Origin of the sequence: Cupriavidus pauculus, assembly GCF_008801835.1 — a bacterium.
GTDB lineage: Bacteria > Pseudomonadota > Gammaproteobacteria > Burkholderiales > Burkholderiaceae > Cupriavidus > Cupriavidus pauculus.
The window spans coordinates 1-16687 of record NZ_VZOW01000006.1; the positions used below are offsets into that span (position 1 = coordinate 1).

Consider the following 16687-nt stretch of genomic DNA (forward strand, 5'->3'; position numbering starts at 1 on the left):
GCGCGGACGGCGCAATGGCGCGAGCGGTGCGCACGGCGCGGCACACGGTGGCGCGAGCGGCGCGCATGGCGCTGCCAGCGACGCATCCGCCGCGGGCGGCGAGCGCCGCCGCCTGCGCGACGCGGACACCAATCCGAATCCGACCACCAACACGCCGGCAAATCCCGCCGCCAGCGTCGGCCAGCGGCCGCAGCAGTAACGCGAGGAGTCGAGGAGCGGCATGAATCCCTCACGCATTTTCATCGAGCGGCCGGTCGCCACGGCCTTGCTGATGCTGGCCATCCTGCTGTCGGGGCTGGTGGCATTCCGGCTGCTGCCGCTCTCCGCCCTGCCCGAGGTCGACTACCCGACCATCCAGGTCACCACGCTCTATCCGGGCGCCAGCCCCGACGTGATGACCTCGTCGGTCACTGCGCCGCTCGAGCGGCAGTTCGGGCAGATGCCGGGCCTCAAGCAGATGTCCTCGTCGTCTTCGGGCGGCGCGTCGGTCATCACGCTGCAGTTCGAACTGTCGCTGTCGCTGGACGTGGCGGAGCAGGAAGTCCAGGCCGCTATCAATGCGGGCAGCAACCTGTTGCCGGCCGATCTGCCGATGCCGCCGGTCTACAGTAAGGTCAATCCGGCCGATGCGCCGATCATGACGCTGGCGATGACGTCGGACACGCTGCCGCTGCCGAAGCTGCAGGACATGGTCGATACGCGCGTGGCGGCAAAGATCTCGCAGATCCAGGGCGTGGGCCTGGTCACCATCAGCGGCGGCCAGCGGCCGGCGGTGCGCATCCAGGCCAACCCCACGGCGCTGGCCAACCTGGGCATGTCGATCGACGACCTGCGCACGGCCATCGGCAGCGCCAACGTGAACGGCGCCAAGGGCAGCTTCGACGGTCCGGCGCGCGCGTCCACCATCGACGCCAACGACCAGCTCAAATCGGCCGACGAATACCGGCAGATCATCATCGGCTACCAGAACGGCGCGCCGATCCGCATCACCGACGTGGCCGAGATCGTCGACGGTCCCGAGAACAGCCGGCTGGCCGCATGGGCCAACGCTCGGCCGGCCATCGTCGTGAACATCCAGCGCCAGCCCGGCGCCAACGTGATCGAGGTGGTCAACCGCATCAAGGCGCTGCTGCCGCAGTTGCAGTCGTCGCTGCCGGCCTCGGTGCACGTGCAGCAATTGACCGATCGCACCACCACCATCCGCGCCTCGGTCGAGGACGTCGAGTTCGAACTGCTGCTGGCCGTCGCGCTGGTGGTGATGGTGATCTTCGTGTTCCTGCGCAACGTGCCGGCCACCATCATCCCGGGCGTGGCCGTGCCGCTGTCGCTGGTGGGCACCTTCGGCGTGATGTACCTGGCGGGGTTCTCGATCAACAACCTCACGCTGATGGCGCTGACCATCGCCACCGGCTTTGTGGTCGATGACGCCATCGTGATGATCGAGAACATCATGCGCTACATCGAGGAAGGCGATCCACCGATGGAAGCGGCGATGAAGGGATCGAAACAGATCGGCTTCACCATCATCTCGCTGACCTTCTCGCTGGTGGCCGTGCTGATCCCGTTGCTGTTCATGGGCGACGTTGTGGGCCGGCTGTTCCGCGAATTCGCCATCACCCTGGCGGTGTCGATCCTGATCTCGGCGGTGGTCTCGCTGACGCTGACGCCGATGATGTGCGCGCGCCTGCTGCGCCATGTGCCCGAGAGCGAACTGTCGCGCTTCCATATCGCCACCGGGCGCTTCTTCGACAACGTGATCCACCACTATGGGCGCGCACTGGACTGGGTGCTGGCGCGCCAGACCGCGACGCTGGTGGTGGCCGTCGGCACGCTGGTGCTGACTGGGCTGCTCTACCTGCTGGTGCCCAAGGGCTTCTTCCCGGTGCAGGACACCGGCGTGATCCAGGCCATCACCGAGGCCGCGCAGACCAGTTCGTTCCAGTCGATGGGACGCAAGCAGGAAGCCGTGCAGAAGATCATCCTGCAGGATCCGGCGGTGGCCAGCGTGTCGTCGTTCATTGGCGTGGACGGCACCAACCAGACCATCAACGCGGGCCGCATGCTGATCAACCTGAAGGCCAAGGGTGAGCGCGATTCGATGGAAGTCGTGACGCAGCGCCTGCAGGACGCGGTGCACAAGCTGGGCGGCGTATCGCTATACATGCAGCCCGTGCAGGACCTGACCATCGAGGACCGCGTGGCGCGCACGCAATACCAGTTCACCGTCGAGGATCCGGATCCGGCCGTGCTGGCCGAATGGGTGCCCAAGCTGGTGGAGCGTCTGAAGCAGGAGTCCGAGTTGCGCGACGTGGCCAGCGACCAGCAGAACAACGGCTTGCGCGCGTTCGTCGAGATCGACCGCGACGCCGCGGCGCGCTTTGGCATCACCACGGCGGTGATCGACAGCGCGCTGTACAGCGCGTTCGGCCAGCGCCTGATCTCGACCATCTTCACGCAGTCGAGCCAGTATCGCGTGGTGCTGGAGACGATGCCCGAGTTCCGCGTCAGTCCGGCCTCGCTGGCCGAACTGCGCCTGCCGTCGTCGTCGGGCGGCCAGGTGCCGCTGGGGTCGATCGCGCGCATCTCCGAGCGCACCGGCCCGCTCGTGATCAACCACCAGGGCCAGTTTCCCGCGGCGACGATCTCGTTCAACCTGGCGCCGGGCGAATCGCTGGGCGCCGCGGTCGACAAGATCACGCGGGTCGAGCAGGAAATCGGCCTGCCGATCTCGATGGCCACCGAGTTCCAGGGCGCCGCGCTGGCGTTCCGCGCGTCGCTCTCCAACACGCTGTGGCTGATCCTGGCGGCGGTGGTGACGATGTATATCGTGCTGGGCGTGCTGTATGAAAGCACGATCCATCCGGTGACGATTCTTTCGACGCTGCCGTCGGCCGGCGTGGGTGCATTGCTGGCGCTGCTGGTGTCGGGCCAGGACCTTGGCATCATCGCGATCATCGGCATCATCCTGCTGATCGGCATCGTCAAGAAGAACGCGATCATGATGATCGACTTCGCGCTGGAGGCCGAGCGCGAACACGGCATGAAGCCGCGCGATGCGATCTATCAGGCGTGCCTGCTGCGGTTCCGCCCGATCCTGATGACCACCATGGCCGCCCTGCTGGCCGCGCTGCCGATGATGCTGGGCACCGGCATCGGGTCTGAGCTGCGCCGTCCGCTTGGCATCACGATGGTCGGCGGCCTGCTGGTCAGCCAGGTGCTGACGCTGTTCACCACGCCGGTGATCTACCTGGCCTTCGATCGCGTCGCGTATCGCCTCAAGGCATGGCGCAGCCGCAAGTTCGGCGATCCCGACGAGGGCGGCGGCGACGATCGACACGGCGGCAACGACGGACACGGCACCAACGGGCCGGCCGCGCGTCCGCAGGAGCCGAATCTCTGATGAACCTGTCGGCCACCTTCATCCATCGCCCGGTCGCCACCGCGCTGCTGACCATCGGCATCCTGCTGGCCGGGATTGCCGCGTTCCGGCTGCTGCCCGTCTCGCCATTGCCGCAGGTGGATTTTCCGACGATCTCGGTATCGGCCTCGCTGCCCGGCGCCAGTCCCGAGACGATGGCCGCCACCGTCGCCACGCCGTTGGAACGTGCGCTCGGCGCGATCGCCGGCGTCACCGAGATCACGTCCAACAGTTCGCTGGGCTCCACGCGCGTGACGCTGCAGTTCGACCTGTCGCGCGACATCGACGGCGCGGCGCGCGACGTGCAGGCCGCGATCAATGCGTCGCGCGCCACGCTGCCGACCAGCCTGCCGAACAACCCGACCTACCGCAAGGTGAACCCGGCCGACGCGCCAATCATGATCATCGGCCTGACGTCGCCAACCATGACGCGCGGCCAGCTCTACGATGCGGCGTCGACGATCCTCTCGCAGAAGCTCTCGCAGGTGGAAGGCGTGGGTCAGGTGACGATCGGCGGATCGTCGCTGCCCGCCGTGCGTGTCGAGCTCAATCCCACGGCGCTCAACCATTACGGCATCTCGCTGGAGGATGTGCGCAACACGATCAGCGCCACCAACGCCAATCGTCCGCTGGGCATTCTCGATAATGCCAACACGGCGTGGCAGGTGTACGCGAACGATCAGGCGATGGCGGCTCAGGACTACATGCCGCTGATCATCCGCTACGCGACGCCGGGCACCTATTCGTCGACCTCGGCCGGCGCGCTGATCGCCAGCACCGCCAACGCGGCGGCGGGCGGCAACGTCAGCACCAAGACCGTCAACGGCGTCACCACCACCACCATCACCACCAGCAGCGGCACCACCACCATCAGCACCGGCGCCACGGGCGGCAACGTCAACAACCGCGGGCCCAACTCGTTCGCGGTGCCGGTGAGGCTGCAGGACGTGGCCAACGTGGTCGATTCGGTGCAGGACATCCGCAATGCAGGTTCGGCCAACGGCAAGCCGTCGGTGCTGCTGGTGCTGAATCGCTCGCCTGGCGCCAACATCATCGAGACCGTGGATCGCGTCAACGAGATACTGCCGCAGTTGCGCAAGATGATTCCGGCCACGATCTCGATGGACGTGATGATGGACCGCACGCCCACCATTCGCGCGTCGCTGCGCGAAGTCGAGCAGACGCTGATGATCTCGGTGGCGCTGGTGATCATGGTGGTGTTCGTGTTCCTGCGCAACGTGCGCGCCACACTGATCCCTAGCGTTGCCGTGCCGGTGTCGCTGGTCGGCACGTTCTCGATCATGTACCTGGCGGGATTCTCGCTGAACAACCTGTCGCTGATGGCGCTGACCATCGCCACGGGCTTCGTGGTCGACGACGCGATCGTGGTGCTGGAGAACATCTCGCGCCACATCGAGGCAGGGATGAAACCGGTGGCGGCGGCCCTGCGCGGCGCGCGCGAAGTCGGCTTCACGGTGCTGTCGATGAGCCTGTCGCTGATCGCCGTGTTCATCCCGCTGCTGCTGATGGGCGGCATCGTCGGCCGGCTGTTCCAGGAATTCGCGATCACGCTGTCGGTGGCGATCCTGGTTTCGCTGGTGGTGTCGCTGACCACCACGCCGATGATGTGCGCGCAGCTGCTGCGTCCGGTGCGCGAGGAAACGCAGGGACGTTTCCACCGCACCACCGAGCGCATGTTCATGTCGCTGCAGAACGGCTACGCGCGCACGCTGGGCGTGGCGCTCAGGCACGGTCCGGTCGTGTGGGTGGTGCTGCTGCTGACCATCGCGCTGAACGTCTATCTGTATGTGATCGTGCCGAAGGGATTTTTCCCGCAGCAGGACACCGGCCGCCTGATCGGCTTTATCCGCGCGGACCAGGCGACGTCGTTCCAGCTGATGCGCACCAAGCTCGACAACTTCATCAAGATCGTGCAGTCCGACCCGGCGGTGGTCAACGTCACCGGATTCACCGGCGGATCGCAGCGCAATACGGGGCAGATGTTCGTCACGCTCAAGCCGCTGTCGGAGCGCCGTGAATCGGCCGACCAGATCATCGCGCGGCTGCGCGGCAAGCTCGCCAAGGAGCCAGGCGCAAGCCTGTTCCTGCAATCGGTGCAGGACATCCGCGTGGGCGGGCGGCAAAGCAGTTCACAGTACCAGTTCACGCTGCAGTCCGACGACCTGGATGTGCTGCGCGAGTGGGAGCCCAAGGTGCGCGCGGCGATCTCCAACATCAAGGGCATCGAGGATGTCGACACCGACACCAACGACAAGGGCCTGCAGACCTCGGTCATCATCGACCGCGATGCCGCATCGAAACTTGGCGTCACGGCGCAGCAGATCGACGCGATTCTCAACGATGCGTTCGGCCAACGGCTCGTCTCGACCATCTATCACCCGCTGAACCAGTACCGCGTGGTGATGGAACTGAGCCCGGAGTATTTGCAGGGTCCGCACGCGCTGCAGGACATCTACGTGGTCACCGGCGGCGGCCACCGCGTGCCGCTGTCGGCCTTTGCGCGCGTGACGCCGACCAGCACGCCGCTGGGCGTGAATCACCAGGGACAGTTCGCCGCGTCGACGATCTCGTTCAACCTGGCCGAAGGCTTCTCGCTGTCGCAGGCGACCGACGCGATCCGCCTGGCGCTCGCGAAAATTGGCGCGCCGGAAACGCTGCAAGCCAACTTCCAGGGCGGCGCCAAGGCGTTCCAGGATTCGCTCAAGAGCCAGCCGATCCTGATTCTGGCGGCGATCATCACGATCTATATCGTGCTGGGCATCCTCTACGAAAGCTATGTGCATCCGCTGACGATCCTGTCGACGCTGCCTTCGGCAGGCGTCGGCGCGCTGCTGGCGCTGCTGCTGTTCAAGACCGATTTCAGCATCATCGCGCTGATCGGCGTGATCCTGCTGATCGGCATCGTGAAGAAAAACGCGATCATGATGATCGACTTCGCCATCGACGCGGAGCGGCGCGAGGGACTCACGCCGCGCGAAGCGATCTATCGCGCCTGCCTGCTGCGCTTCCGCCCGATCATGATGACCACGGCCGCTGCGCTGCTGGGCGCCGTACCGCTCGCGCTGGGCCGTGGCGACGGCGCCGAGTTGCGCGCGCCGCTGGGCATCTCGATCGTGGGCGGCCTGGTGGTCAGCCAATTGCTGACGCTCTACACCACGCCCGTGGTGTATCTGACGCTGGATCGCTGGCGTCTGCGCGTCAACGCCTGGCGCGCGCGGCGTCGCCGCGACGCAGGCGATGGCGCCGCGCCGCGTCTCGAACACTGAAGAAGGCAACTGTCATGTTTCGTAGCTACCCCTCCTTTCCGCATGTCGCGCTCGCCTGTGCGATGCTGGCCGGCTGCGCCGTGGGCCCCGACTACCAGCGTCCCGATGCTCCCGTGCCGCAAGCGTTCAAGGAAGCCAGCGACACGATGCCCGCGTGGACGGGCGACTGGAAGACCGCCGAGCCGCAGGACGCGATGTCGCGCCCCGACTGGTGGCGCGTCTTCAACGATCCCGCGCTGGATGCGCTGATGTCGCAGGTGCAGGTGTCCAACCAGAACATCAAGGCAGCCGAAGCGGTCTATCGGCAGGCCGCGGCGTCGCTGGCAGCGGCCCGCGCCGGCTATTTCCCCACGCTTGGCGCAAACGCCAAGGTGTCGCGCGGGGCGGCCGGAGCAAACAGCGCCGTGGTGAACGGACAAAGCGCCACGCTGTCGGCCAGTTGGGAGATCGACGTCTGGGGACGCGTGCGGCGGCAGGTGGAAAGCGCCGAAGCCGGCGCCCAGGCAAGTCAGGCCGATCTGGCATCGACGCTGCTGTCGACGCAGGCCACGCTGGCGCAAAGCTATTTTTTGCTGCGTGTGGCCGATGCGCAGCGCGCACTGCTCGATCGTACGGTGGCCGATTACGCCAAGTCGCTGCAACTGGTGCAGAACCAGTACAAGGCCGGCACCGCGCAGCGCTCCGACGTGCTGCAATCGGAAACGCAGCTCAAGTCCGCGCAGGCCCAGCAGCTCGACATCCAGATCACGCGCGCGCAGTTGGAACATGCGATCGCGATCCTGGTCGGCAAGCCGCCCGCGGAACTCAACATCGCTGCGGTCGATTCGCGCGATACGCTGCCGGTCGTGCCGGTGGCAGTGCCTTCGCAACTGCTCGAACGCCGTCCCGATATCGCTGCCGCGGAGCGGCGCATGGCGTCGGCCAATGCCAACATCGGCGTGGCACAGGCGGCCTACTATCCGACGCTTTCGCTGTCAGCCACCGGTGGGCTGACAGCCAGCACGCTGGCGCGCTGGCTGTCGCTGCCCGATCGCGTGTGGTCACTTGGCGCGGGCCTGGCCGGCACCGTGTTCGACGGCGGCCTGCGCGCCGCGAACAAGGCGCAGGCGGTGGCAGCGTACGACGAAACGGTCGCCAACTATCGGCAAACGGTGTTGACGGCATTCCAGGAAGTCGAGGACAACCTCGCGTCGGCGCGCGTGCTGGAACAGGAGTCGGCGGTGCAGAACGACGCGCTGCGTTCCGCGCGTGAAGCGCTCGCGCTGGTCAACAACCGCTACAAGGCGGGCACGGCCGGCCTGCTCGATGTGCTGACCGCGCAAACCGCAGCCTACACGGCGGAAAACACCACGCTGACAATCATGGGCCGCCAGTACACGGCAGCCATCACGCTGATCAAGGCGCTGGGCGGCGGATGGCATGGGCATGACGTGGAGGTGGGGAAGGCGGAGGGGGCGGGAGGGTCGGCGGCGGCGTCGACGCAGTGATGTCGTAAAACGATGAGAGACAGCCACAAACGATCGCGTTAGCGTTCCGGCTGTCGCCCCCAATTTCCCAGGGGGCGACATGTCTTTTGAAGGCGCCAAAGAGTTCAAGGCACCACAGCCATACATCCGCAACAAGCTCGATCCGATTTTGGCGATCGAGAGACGCTGGAAGCTCTATGACGGACGGCGTGCCTGCACGCCGATGGACATCAAGGATTTCGGCCTGAGCCTGCATAAGGCTCCGCCACCTCTATTTGACTGGTCGTACTACACCGCGCAGCCCCGTGGCGCGGATTCAACGGACACAGCAAAGGCTTCCAAGGCGGAGCACCCACCGCCAGTTACCGCGCGACCCACCTATCGCTTCTTTGATAGTGCCCCGGCCCAACAGGCACGCGGGCTCGCGCCCTTCGACCTGTATGACTTGCCGGCCGCCATGCGCGCGGAGGATTTTCCAGTTGCCGCGCAGTTCGCCGAACGCTGGTTCCACGGACGGCGGTTTAATGCGCATCGGTATGACGCCAAGAAGCGGACCTATGTCGAGGGTCGATATGACCCCGACATGATCGATACCAAGACGATCCGGTTGAAATGGCTGTTCAGATTTGGACGGGTTCGCGAGCGGTATGACGAACTCTTGAGGAAACTCGACACGAGAATATCGAGGGAAGCGCTGCGGAAAAATCTGGAGAAATTTCTGCAGACTGAGCCGCAATTCACCGGCGTCCTTGATACGTTCGCCTACTGTCGCGGAGATTTGCAGAAGCTGCACAGCGAATTTCAATACCAATATGTGGGCGTCGGGATGCAACACACTTTGTCTCATGCGCCGGTCAGCGGTGGGAAATGGCTGCCTATCGGCATGACGGACCTGTCGGCCGCGCTTGGCAGGTTCAACTTTTACGCGGCCATCGCACAGGCAGAGCTATCGCGGGAGCAGCTTCCTCGGACCAGCGTCAGCGAGAGCGAGCCCACTTGTTATCGGGTTCATGCATGCATCACTCATGTGCATCTGTACATGCGCGACAGCTATTCGTTTCAAGACTCGCACCGCTCATCACAGTACTTGGGACACTGGAACAAACGGGGCTTGGTAGTGCTACCTGTCGCCGCGCTCGCCCATTTTTTGAGCGACCTAGTCGAAGAAGGATCCTGGCTCGATGTGAGACTGGAACCCGATGACACGAAATTGCTTCCGGTGGCGATCAAAGACAGGCTTGAGCCAGAAAGCGTGTACTACCCGGTCCGTAACCGGGATTTTCGGGCCTGGCAGGCTGAGCACAACCGTGGGGGCGACTTTCTGATTTATTCGGATTTCGCAACGTTGCGTCTGTCGCATCCGATACACGTCGACCTGGAAAAGCAATGCTGAAAAGGCTGTTTCAAACCGCGCACATTTCCCTGTTGGTACTCGCCTATCTGTTTGCGCTTGTGGCGATTCCATTCGCCCTGTTTCTCGCGACGACCTATTCGGATCGCGAAGCACTCGTTTGCGACAGACCAGTCAGGACATTTTCAGGTGTGGAATATCGAACCGAACTTTGCTTCCACGTGAATTTCGAGACGGGCGAAGAGCGGTGCCGGTTGCGGGTTTACTCAGTCGATCAAAGCCGCCTGCTGGCGCAGCGCTCCTTTCTGATACTGCGGTTTTCCCGGCTGGGCGAGATTGAATATCTCGCAGACGGCATCCACTACACCGACGCCACAAAAACCCAGAACATCGATCTCCCGGAAGAGAAATTCCTGCGGTTTCCTCCGACGTACTGGGATTGGCTGACGGCCAACTTCGTCCGCCTGACCTACGACCCTTGAGCGCTTCGAATCATGTCCGAGAAGACCTACATCCGGCTGCGCACGCTGTTCGTAACCTGTCTCCTTTTGTTCATCGCCGTCATCGTCCATGCCGCTAACCTGAAGCCCCGAGCGTGGGACTGCGGGTCCGTCGAAGAGGTGATCGTCGGTTCGCAATATGTCATCGAAGTTTGCAACATCGACGGGGAGCCCGGTAGCAAGCTGAACGATGCGCGCCTGCGCGTCTACACCGTGGGCGGCGAGCTACTGGCGCAACGCCACTACCATTTCCAACCGTGGTCACACCGCAATCAATTCGTCATCGGTGGGAGCGAGATTCGTTACACCGATGCCGCCGTGGAGGCCGGCGATGGCACGTTCGAAATCCAGACCATCGCGTTTCCGCCGACCCGGGCGGATTGGCGTGCCGCCAACTTCGGGCGATGGTTTATCGACCGCTAGACGCCCCCGCGCCTACCGCCCCTCCGGCACCGGCAACGCCTGCTGGCTTACGCGCTCGCGCAGCCACGCGGCGGCTTTGCCGAGGCGGCGCTGCTTGTGCCACACCAGTTCCATCGCCACGGGCCAGTCCTGGTCCTGGAAGGTCAGGTGCGGCGACACCAGCCCGGCCGCCGCGGGCGAGTTGGCGGCGACGTGCCAGGGCACGAAGGCCCAGCCCAGCCTGCGCTTGACCAGTTCGACGATCACCCACTGGCTTTCCACCCACCAGACTTCGGCGGCGATACGCAAGCGCTTCTTCTCTTCGCTGTCGCTGCGCGTGGCCACCATCAACTGGCGATAGCGCTTCAGTTCCTCGAAGTCGACGCGCGTCTGCGCTGCCAGCGGATGGTCGGGCGCGCAGATGATCGGCATCGGGACCCACCCCAGCGCGTGGAACGCCAGTTCAGGGGGCAACACTTCCTGGCGCCACATGATGCCGAGGTCGGCGCATTGGCTCAGCACGAGGCGGCTGACGTCCTCCATCAGCGGAAACAGCAGCTCCAGTTCCACGGCGGGAAAACGTTGCGAGAACTCGTCGAGCAGCACGCCGAGCGTCTCTTCCGGATATAGCTCGTCGACGGCCAGCGTCAGACGCGACTCCACGCCTTCGCCAAGGCTGCGGGCCACGCCGCGAAAATGCTCGCAGCGCTCCAGGATCACACGCGCTTCCACCAGCAATCGCTCGCCGGCCGGCGTCAGCACCGGATAGCGCGCACTCCGGTCGAACAGCACGCTGTCCAGATCGATTTCGAGATTGGCGACCGCGGCGCTGACCGCCGATTGCGCCTTGCCCAACCGGCGTGCCGCAGCCGAAAACGATCCCGTTTCCGCGGCTGCGGCGAACGCCTGCAGTTGATCGATCGACAGGCTCATGACGGCTCCTCTGCGCTTGGGGCGGCGATGTATCGGAAAACCAGATGGTATCTAACTTGCCGTTAGCTGTCCTGCCGATAGAATCCGTACCCATCGCTGTTTCGCCATATTTGGCAACGAGGAGAGCACCATGCGCACCACTGCAGACCGGATCCGTCATACCGTAGGCTTCGAGCTCATCGGCCTGATGGCTTTCGCGCCGCTTGCCAGTCTGGTGTTTGGTTACGAGCTGCACCAGATGGGGATCGTCGGCGCGGTGGCATCGCTGATCGCGGCCACCTGGAACTACGTCTACAACATCCTGTTCGACCGCGCGATGCTGCGCTACACCGGGCAGTTGAAGAAGTCCACGCCAGTGCGCGTGCTGCACGCGATATTGTTCGAAGGCGGCCTGCTGCTGGTGTTCCTGCCGTCGGTGGCGTGGTACCTGAACATCAGCCTGATCGACGCCTTCATCATGGATATTGCGGTGGCGGGCTTCTACATGGTCTATGCGTTCTTCTACAACTGGGCGTATGACCTGATCTTCCCGATCCCGAACGCCACCCCGGGCGCAAATTCGGGTGCCAGGCCGGCGGCCGCGGCCAATGTCGCCACGCAGGATTGCCAGTCGGCAAACTAAAATCGCCTCACGGCTCGGCCACGCGGCGCGTGGTCGACCTCCGCAAGGAAATAGGGCCTGAAACGGCCGCATGACGTCATCCGGCAGGCATGGGCCATGCGTTAACATGCTCGCCATGCCAAACCGCCCGCCCTTGTTCCTTCGCAGCCTGTCTCCGGTCATCGCGACGACTGTGCTGCTCGTCTTCGGCCTGTCCGGAGCCCACGCCAAACCCGTCCGGCATGCCAAGGCCGCCAGCACGCAGCACGCCTCGACCAAGACAGCGGCCTCCGCCGATCCGGCCGCCGCGCGTTCCGGTCTGCCGTCTACCGTCACCGCAGCCTTGCAGCGTGCGCACGTGCCGCTGTCCGCCACCAGCTTCTATGTCGTCAAAGTGGGCGCGCCGCAGGCCCGCGTCAGCTGGAACGCGCAGACGCCGATGAACCCGGCGTCGACCATGAAGCTGGTCACCACGTTTGCGGGCCTGCAGCTGCTGGGCCCCGAATACCGCTGGCTGACGTCGCTGTACGCAGACGGCCAGCCGGGCCCGGACGGCGTGATCAACGGCAACGTCTATCTGCGCGGCCGTGGCGACCCGAAGCTGGTGCCCGAAGAAATGGCCAAGCTGGTGGCCACGGCGCGCGCCACCGGTGCCACCACGATCAATGGCGACGTCGTGCTCGACCGCAGCTTCTTTGCCGAGGGCGGCGATAGCGGCTACACCATCGACGGCGAATCGCAGCGCGCCTACAACGTCAATCCCGATGCGCTGCTGTACGCATTCAAGACGCTCTCGTTCACGATCACACCGGACGCCGCCAAGCGCAGCGTGGACGTCGCCGTGACGCCCGCGCTGGCGCAACTGCGGGTCGACAATCACATGACGCTGGCCAACGGCCGCTGCGGCGACGGGAGATCGCGCGCCACGCCGAGCATCATGCCGCAGCCGGACGGCACCGTAATCGCATCGTTCGACGGCGCGTATTCAAGCGATTGCGGCGAGCAAGTCGTCAATCTGGCCACCTTGTCGCACAGCGATTTCATCTGGGGCGGCTTCGTCGCCGAATGGCAGACGGCGGGCGGGCGCTTCGCCAGGCCGCCGGGCCTGCGCAGCGGCACGGTGCCGCGTGGCGCGTTCCTGCTGGCGCGCCACTATGGCCAGCCGCTGTCGAGCATCGTGCGCGACATCAACAAGTTTTCGAACAACGTGATGGCGCGCCAGCTGTTCCTGACGATCGGCGCGGAAATGGAACGCGGCGGCCCGGCCAGCACCGAGAAATCGACGCGGGTGATCAAGCGCTGGCTGAGCCGCCAGGGGTTGGACATGCCAGGGCTGGTGCTGGAGAACGGCTCGGGGCTGTCACGCGACGAACGGATCAGCGCCTACGACATGGCTCGCCTGCTGCAGCAGGCGCTGGCCAGCGACGTCGGGCCTGTGCTGATCGATTCGCTGCCGATCCTGGGCGTTGACGGTACGCTGCGCAACCGGCTCACGCGCGCCAATGCGGCGGGCAACGCCTATCTGAAGACCGGCACGTTGTCCGATACGCGCGCACTGGCCGGCTACGTCGATGCGCTCAACGGCGAGCGCTATGTGGTGGTGGCCTACATCAACCATGCCAACGCATCCGCCGCGCAGGAGGCGCATGACGCGCTGATGCAATGGGTCTACAAGGGCGCGCCCTGACCGCTCGTGCCATGTGACGCCGAGCTCAGCGCCCTGATCGGCGCATGAATCGGCGCGCCCCGGTCCACCGTGCCTTGGTTCGCGGATCCGGCACGGCCCCCGGGCGCGCGCATCGCATCCATGACAAAGGGCGCCGCGGCGCCCTTTGTTGTCGGCCGGCGGGCCGCTGTCGGGCCCGAGGCGTTGCGCTGACGGCTCAGCGATCTTCGAATGCCGCCGCCGCGCGGCCCAGGCGATCCCGCACACCGTCCCAATCATGGTCATCGGGTACGGGCTCGAACACCAGCCGCTGATAGCCTTCCTTGTCGAGCCGGCGCAGCAGCCCGTACAGCGCCTGCGCATAGGCCTCCGGCGTGGCCGGCGCCTGCACGAAGACGCAGCGCGGGTCGGCGCTGGCCGGCACATGGCCGATGAACGCCAGTCGCTGGCCTTCCGGCAACGCCTGCACGTATTGCGGCAGCGCATCGGGCTGCGCCAGGGTCAGCGTGGTGCGGGGCGCGTAGTGCGCCTTGAGCGTACCGGACGCACGCGGCGCGGCGGCGTCGGGCGGCAGCGGCACCGTGCCCAGCACATCGGCCATCATCGCCGCGGTGATGGCGCCGGGGCGCAACAGCACCGGCCCCGCCGTATCGAGCCGCGACAGATCGACGATCGACGATTCGATCCCCACGTCCACGCCGTCGCCCTCCAGCACGTACACCGTGCCGCCGAACTCGTCGCGCACGTGTTCCGCGGTAGTCGGGCTCACTTGTCCGAAACGGTTCGCGGAAGGTGCGGCGATACCGCCGCGGCCGCGCTTGAAGCGCGCCAGCAAGGCCTGGGCTACCGGATGCGATGGGCAGCGCAGGCCGATACTGTCCTGGCCTCCGGCCACTGCGGCCGGAATATGCGCGGCGCGCTTGAGGATGATCGTCAGCGGGCCGGGCCAGAACGCATCGATGAGCTGGTGCGCGGCCTCGGGGACCTCGTCGGTCCAGTAGCTGACATCGGCGCCGTCCACCACATGGACGATCACCGGGTGATTCGAGGGACGGCCCTTGGCGGCAAAGATGCGCGCTACGGCTTCCGGGTTTTCGGCATCGGCGCCGAGCCCGTACACGGTCTCGGTCGGAAAGGCCACCAGTTGGCCCGCTTCGAGCAGACGGACCGCTTCGTCAAGCTCGGCGGCCGTGGGCATACGTGAGGACATTCGGTATGGCCCGGAATCAGAGCGCGATATGCAACGCACGCGCGGCAACATCGAACGCGGCGGCCGCGGCGGCCGCGTCGTCGCCCACGCAGTTCACGTGGCCCATCTTGCGCGACGGGCGCGCGTCGTTCTTGCCGTACAGATGCAGCTTGGCGCCGGCCTGCGCCAGCACCTCGTTCCATGCCGGCGTGCGCTCCAACCCGAATTCGAACCAGCAGTCGCCCAGCAGGTTGAGCATCTTGCCGGCCGAATGCTGGCGCGTGCTGCCCAGCGGCAGGCGGGCCATGGCGCGCACCTGCTGCTCGAACTGGCTGGTTTCGCAGGCGTCCATCGTGATGTGGCCCGAATTGTGCGGACGCGGCGCCATTTCGTTAGCCACCAGCGTACCGTCGGTCAGCACGAAGAATTCGATGCACAGCACGCCGACGTAACCCATTTCCGACGCGATCGTCGCGGCGGCAGCGCGCGCGCGCGTGGCGATGTCGCCCGAGACGCTGGTCGACGGCATCGTGGTGGCAAACAGAATGCCGTCGCGATGGACGTTTTCCGCCAGCGGCCAGGTCGCGGTGCTGCCGTCGGCGGCGCGCGCCGCCAACACGGAGACCTCGTACTGCAGCGGCAGCATCTGTTCCAGCACGCACGGCACGTGCTGCATCGCCTTCCAGGCAGCGCGCACATCGTCGCGCGTTTTCACGCGGGCCTGGCCCTTGCCGTCGTACCCCATGCGTGCGGTCTTCAGGATGCCGGGCAGCACGTGCTCGGGCACGTTGTCGACATCGGCGTCATGCTGGATCACCCAGTGCGGCGCGGGCGGCACGCCGGTGCGCTCGGCGCACGCGGCAAAGAACTTTTTCTCGCCGATCCGGTTCTGCGCGATCGACACACAATAGCCGCGCGGCGCGACGAACACGCCGGCTTGCTCGAGCCGGTCGAGCGAAATCGACGGCACGTTTTCAAACTCGGTGCTTACCGCTTCGCACAGGCTCGCCACTTCGGCCAGCGCGGCCTCGTCGGTATAGGCCGCGCAGATATGGCGATCGGCCACATTGCCGGCGGGGCTGTCCTGGTCCGGATCGACCACACAGACGCGATAGCCCATCGACTGTGCGGCATGCGTGAACATGCGGCCCAGTTGGCCGCCGCCGAGCATACCCAGCCACGCGCCGGGCAGGATCGGGGCGCTGGGGCCGCCAACGCCGAATTCGGCGCGCGACTCCGGCGTGTGCGCTTCGGACAGGTGAGGATGGATATCGGTCGGCATGGCTCGGCTTCGGTAACTACGGGGTCGGGTACGGCAACTACGACGTGGATGCGATGTGGCTGCGGCGGCGGACGGCCCTACACGGGCAGCGTCATGGCGCGGGCCGCTTCGGTCTGACGGGCGCGGAACGCTTCGAGCGCGTTGGCCAGCGTGTCGTCGGTGGCGGCCAGCGTGGCGATCGCGTGCAGCGCGGCGTTGGCGGCACCGGCTTCGCCAATGGCGAACGTGGCCACGGGCACGCCCTTGGGCATCTGCACGATCGACAGCAGCGAATCCTCGCCGCGCAGGTATTTGGACGGCACGGGCACGCCGAATACCGGCACGATGGTCTTGGCGGCAATCATGCCCGGCAGATGGGCGGCGCCGCCGGCGCCCGCGATGATCGCGCGAATGCCGCGACCGCGCGCGCTTTCGGCGTAACGGAACATGTCGTCGGCCATGCGATGCGCGGAAACCACCTGCGCTTCGAACGGCACATTGAAATCCTTGAGCATGGCCACGGCGTGCTGCATCACGTCCCAATCGGAACTGCTGCCCATCACCACGCCCACCACCGGCTTTGCTGCGTCACTCATGTCTGGAACCTCTTGCG

General features: G+C 65.6%; 13 protein-coding genes. 9 read left to right on the forward strand and 4 right to left on the reverse strand.

The genetic code is table 11. The annotated features are described in order from the left end of the window. From F7R19_RS09005 to F7R19_RS09035, 7 genes are all read left to right on the forward strand, one after another. Window positions 1-199, forward strand: a 199-nt coding sequence (locus tag F7R19_RS09005; RefSeq protein ID WP_150980042.1) for a hypothetical protein, incomplete at its 5' end; no start/stop codon positions are given. Between the two features lie 21 nt (window positions 200-220). Then, window positions 221-3400: an MdtB/MuxB family multidrug efflux RND transporter permease subunit gene (locus tag F7R19_RS09010; protein ID WP_150980043.1), complete on the forward strand. Its 3180-nt coding sequence runs from the start codon at window positions 221-223 to the stop codon at window positions 3398-3400. Then, window positions 3400-6705: an efflux RND transporter permease subunit gene (locus F7R19_RS09015; protein ID WP_150980044.1), complete on the forward strand. Its 3306-nt coding sequence runs from the start codon at window positions 3400-3402 to the stop codon at window positions 6703-6705. Before F7R19_RS09010 ends, F7R19_RS09015 begins: the two co-directional genes overlap by 1 nt. Before the next feature lie 14 nt (window positions 6706-6719). Beyond that, window positions 6720-8192, forward strand: coding sequence for an efflux transporter outer membrane subunit (locus F7R19_RS09020; RefSeq protein ID WP_150980045.1), 1473 nt, complete (start codon window positions 6720-6722; stop codon window positions 8190-8192). A 79-nt stretch (window positions 8193-8271) separates the two neighbouring features. Next, window positions 8272-9564 (forward strand): DUF6402 family protein, encoded by a 1293-nt coding sequence (locus F7R19_RS09025; RefSeq protein WP_150980046.1) that lies wholly within the window; start codon window positions 8272-8274, stop codon window positions 9562-9564. Continuing rightward, window positions 9558-10004, forward strand: a complete 447-nt coding sequence (locus tag F7R19_RS09030) for a hypothetical protein (protein ID WP_150980047.1) — start codon at window positions 9558-9560, stop codon at window positions 10002-10004. The genes F7R19_RS09025 and F7R19_RS09030 overlap by 7 nt, the downstream gene beginning before the upstream one ends. A gap of 12 nt (window positions 10005-10016) precedes the next feature. Continuing rightward, a complete protein-coding gene (locus F7R19_RS09035) occupies window positions 10017-10445 on the forward strand; it encodes a hypothetical protein (RefSeq protein WP_150980048.1) in 429 nt (142 codons plus the stop codon). A gap of 12 nt (window positions 10446-10457) precedes the next feature. On the opposite strand, the gene F7R19_RS09040 is transcribed toward F7R19_RS09035, so the two are convergent. Beyond that, entirely contained in the window at window positions 10458-11357 is a 900-nt protein-coding gene (locus F7R19_RS09040; protein WP_061954928.1) for a LysR family transcriptional regulator, read from the reverse strand. Between the two features lie 130 nt (window positions 11358-11487). Between F7R19_RS09040 and F7R19_RS09045 the strand changes: the two genes are divergently transcribed. Both F7R19_RS09045 and dacB read left to right on the forward strand, forming a co-directional pair. Next, the gene (locus tag F7R19_RS09045; protein ID WP_150980049.1) at window positions 11488-11979 is read left to right on the forward strand and encodes a PACE efflux transporter; all 492 of its coding nucleotides are present in this window, start codon (window positions 11488-11490) and stop codon (window positions 11977-11979) included. A gap of 106 nt (window positions 11980-12085) precedes the next feature. Continuing rightward, window positions 12086-13645, forward strand: coding sequence for a D-alanyl-D-alanine carboxypeptidase/D-alanyl-D-alanine endopeptidase (dacB, locus tag F7R19_RS09050; protein WP_150980050.1), 1560 nt, complete (start codon window positions 12086-12088; stop codon window positions 13643-13645). Window positions 13646-13841: 196 nt separating this feature from the next. Here dacB and F7R19_RS09055 read toward each other — a convergent pair whose 3' ends face one another. From F7R19_RS09055 to purE, 3 genes are all read right to left on the reverse strand, one after another. Beyond that, a complete protein-coding gene (locus F7R19_RS09055) occupies window positions 13842-14834 on the reverse strand; it encodes an L-threonylcarbamoyladenylate synthase (protein ID WP_150980051.1) in 993 nt (330 codons plus the stop codon). A 16-nt stretch (window positions 14835-14850) separates the two neighbouring features. Further along, window positions 14851-16095 carry a 5-(carboxyamino)imidazole ribonucleotide synthase gene (locus tag F7R19_RS09060; protein ID WP_150980052.1) on the reverse strand — a complete coding sequence of 415 codons (1245 nt, stop codon included), beginning with the start codon at window positions 16093-16095 and terminating at the stop codon, window positions 14851-14853. Between the two features lie 77 nt (window positions 16096-16172). Next, entirely contained in the window at window positions 16173-16670 is a 498-nt protein-coding gene (purE, locus tag F7R19_RS09065; protein WP_150980053.1) for a 5-(carboxyamino)imidazole ribonucleotide mutase, read from the reverse strand. Window positions 16671-16687 lie beyond the last annotated feature (17 nt).

What these genes read in the sequence shown, in the direction of transcription:
- F7R19_RS09010 (WP_150980043.1), top strand. Translation starts at nt 221, where the DNA reads ATGAATCCCTCACGCATTTTCATCGAGCGGCCGGTCGCCACGGCCTTG.
- F7R19_RS09015 (WP_150980044.1), top strand. Translation starts at nt 3,400, where the DNA reads ATGAACCTGTCGGCCACCTTCATCCATCGCCCGGTCGCCACCGCGCTG.
- F7R19_RS09020 (WP_150980045.1), top strand. Translation starts at nt 6,720, where the DNA reads ATGTTTCGTAGCTACCCCTCCTTTCCGCATGTCGCGCTCGCCTGTGCG.
- F7R19_RS09025 (WP_150980046.1), top strand. Translation starts at nt 8,272, where the DNA reads ATGTCTTTTGAAGGCGCCAAAGAGTTCAAGGCACCACAGCCATACATC.
- F7R19_RS09030 (WP_150980047.1), top strand. Translation starts at nt 9,558, where the DNA reads ATGCTGAAAAGGCTGTTTCAAACCGCGCACATTTCCCTGTTGGTACTC.
- F7R19_RS09035 (WP_150980048.1), top strand. Translation starts at nt 10,017, where the DNA reads ATGTCCGAGAAGACCTACATCCGGCTGCGCACGCTGTTCGTAACCTGT.
- F7R19_RS09040 (WP_061954928.1), bottom strand. Translation starts at nt 11,357, where the DNA reads ATGAGCCTGTCGATCGATCAACTGCAGGCGTTCGCCGCAGCCGCGGAA.
- F7R19_RS09045 (WP_150980049.1), top strand. Translation starts at nt 11,488, where the DNA reads ATGCGCACCACTGCAGACCGGATCCGTCATACCGTAGGCTTCGAGCTC.
- dacB (WP_150980050.1), top strand. Translation starts at nt 12,086, where the DNA reads ATGCTCGCCATGCCAAACCGCCCGCCCTTGTTCCTTCGCAGCCTGTCT.
- F7R19_RS09055 (WP_150980051.1), bottom strand. Translation starts at nt 14,834, where the DNA reads ATGTCCTCACGTATGCCCACGGCCGCCGAGCTTGACGAAGCGGTCCGT.
- F7R19_RS09060 (WP_150980052.1), bottom strand. Translation starts at nt 16,095, where the DNA reads ATGCCGACCGATATCCATCCTCACCTGTCCGAAGCGCACACGCCGGAG.
- purE (WP_150980053.1), bottom strand. Translation starts at nt 16,670, where the DNA reads ATGAGTGACGCAGCAAAGCCGGTGGTGGGCGTGGTGATGGGCAGCAGT.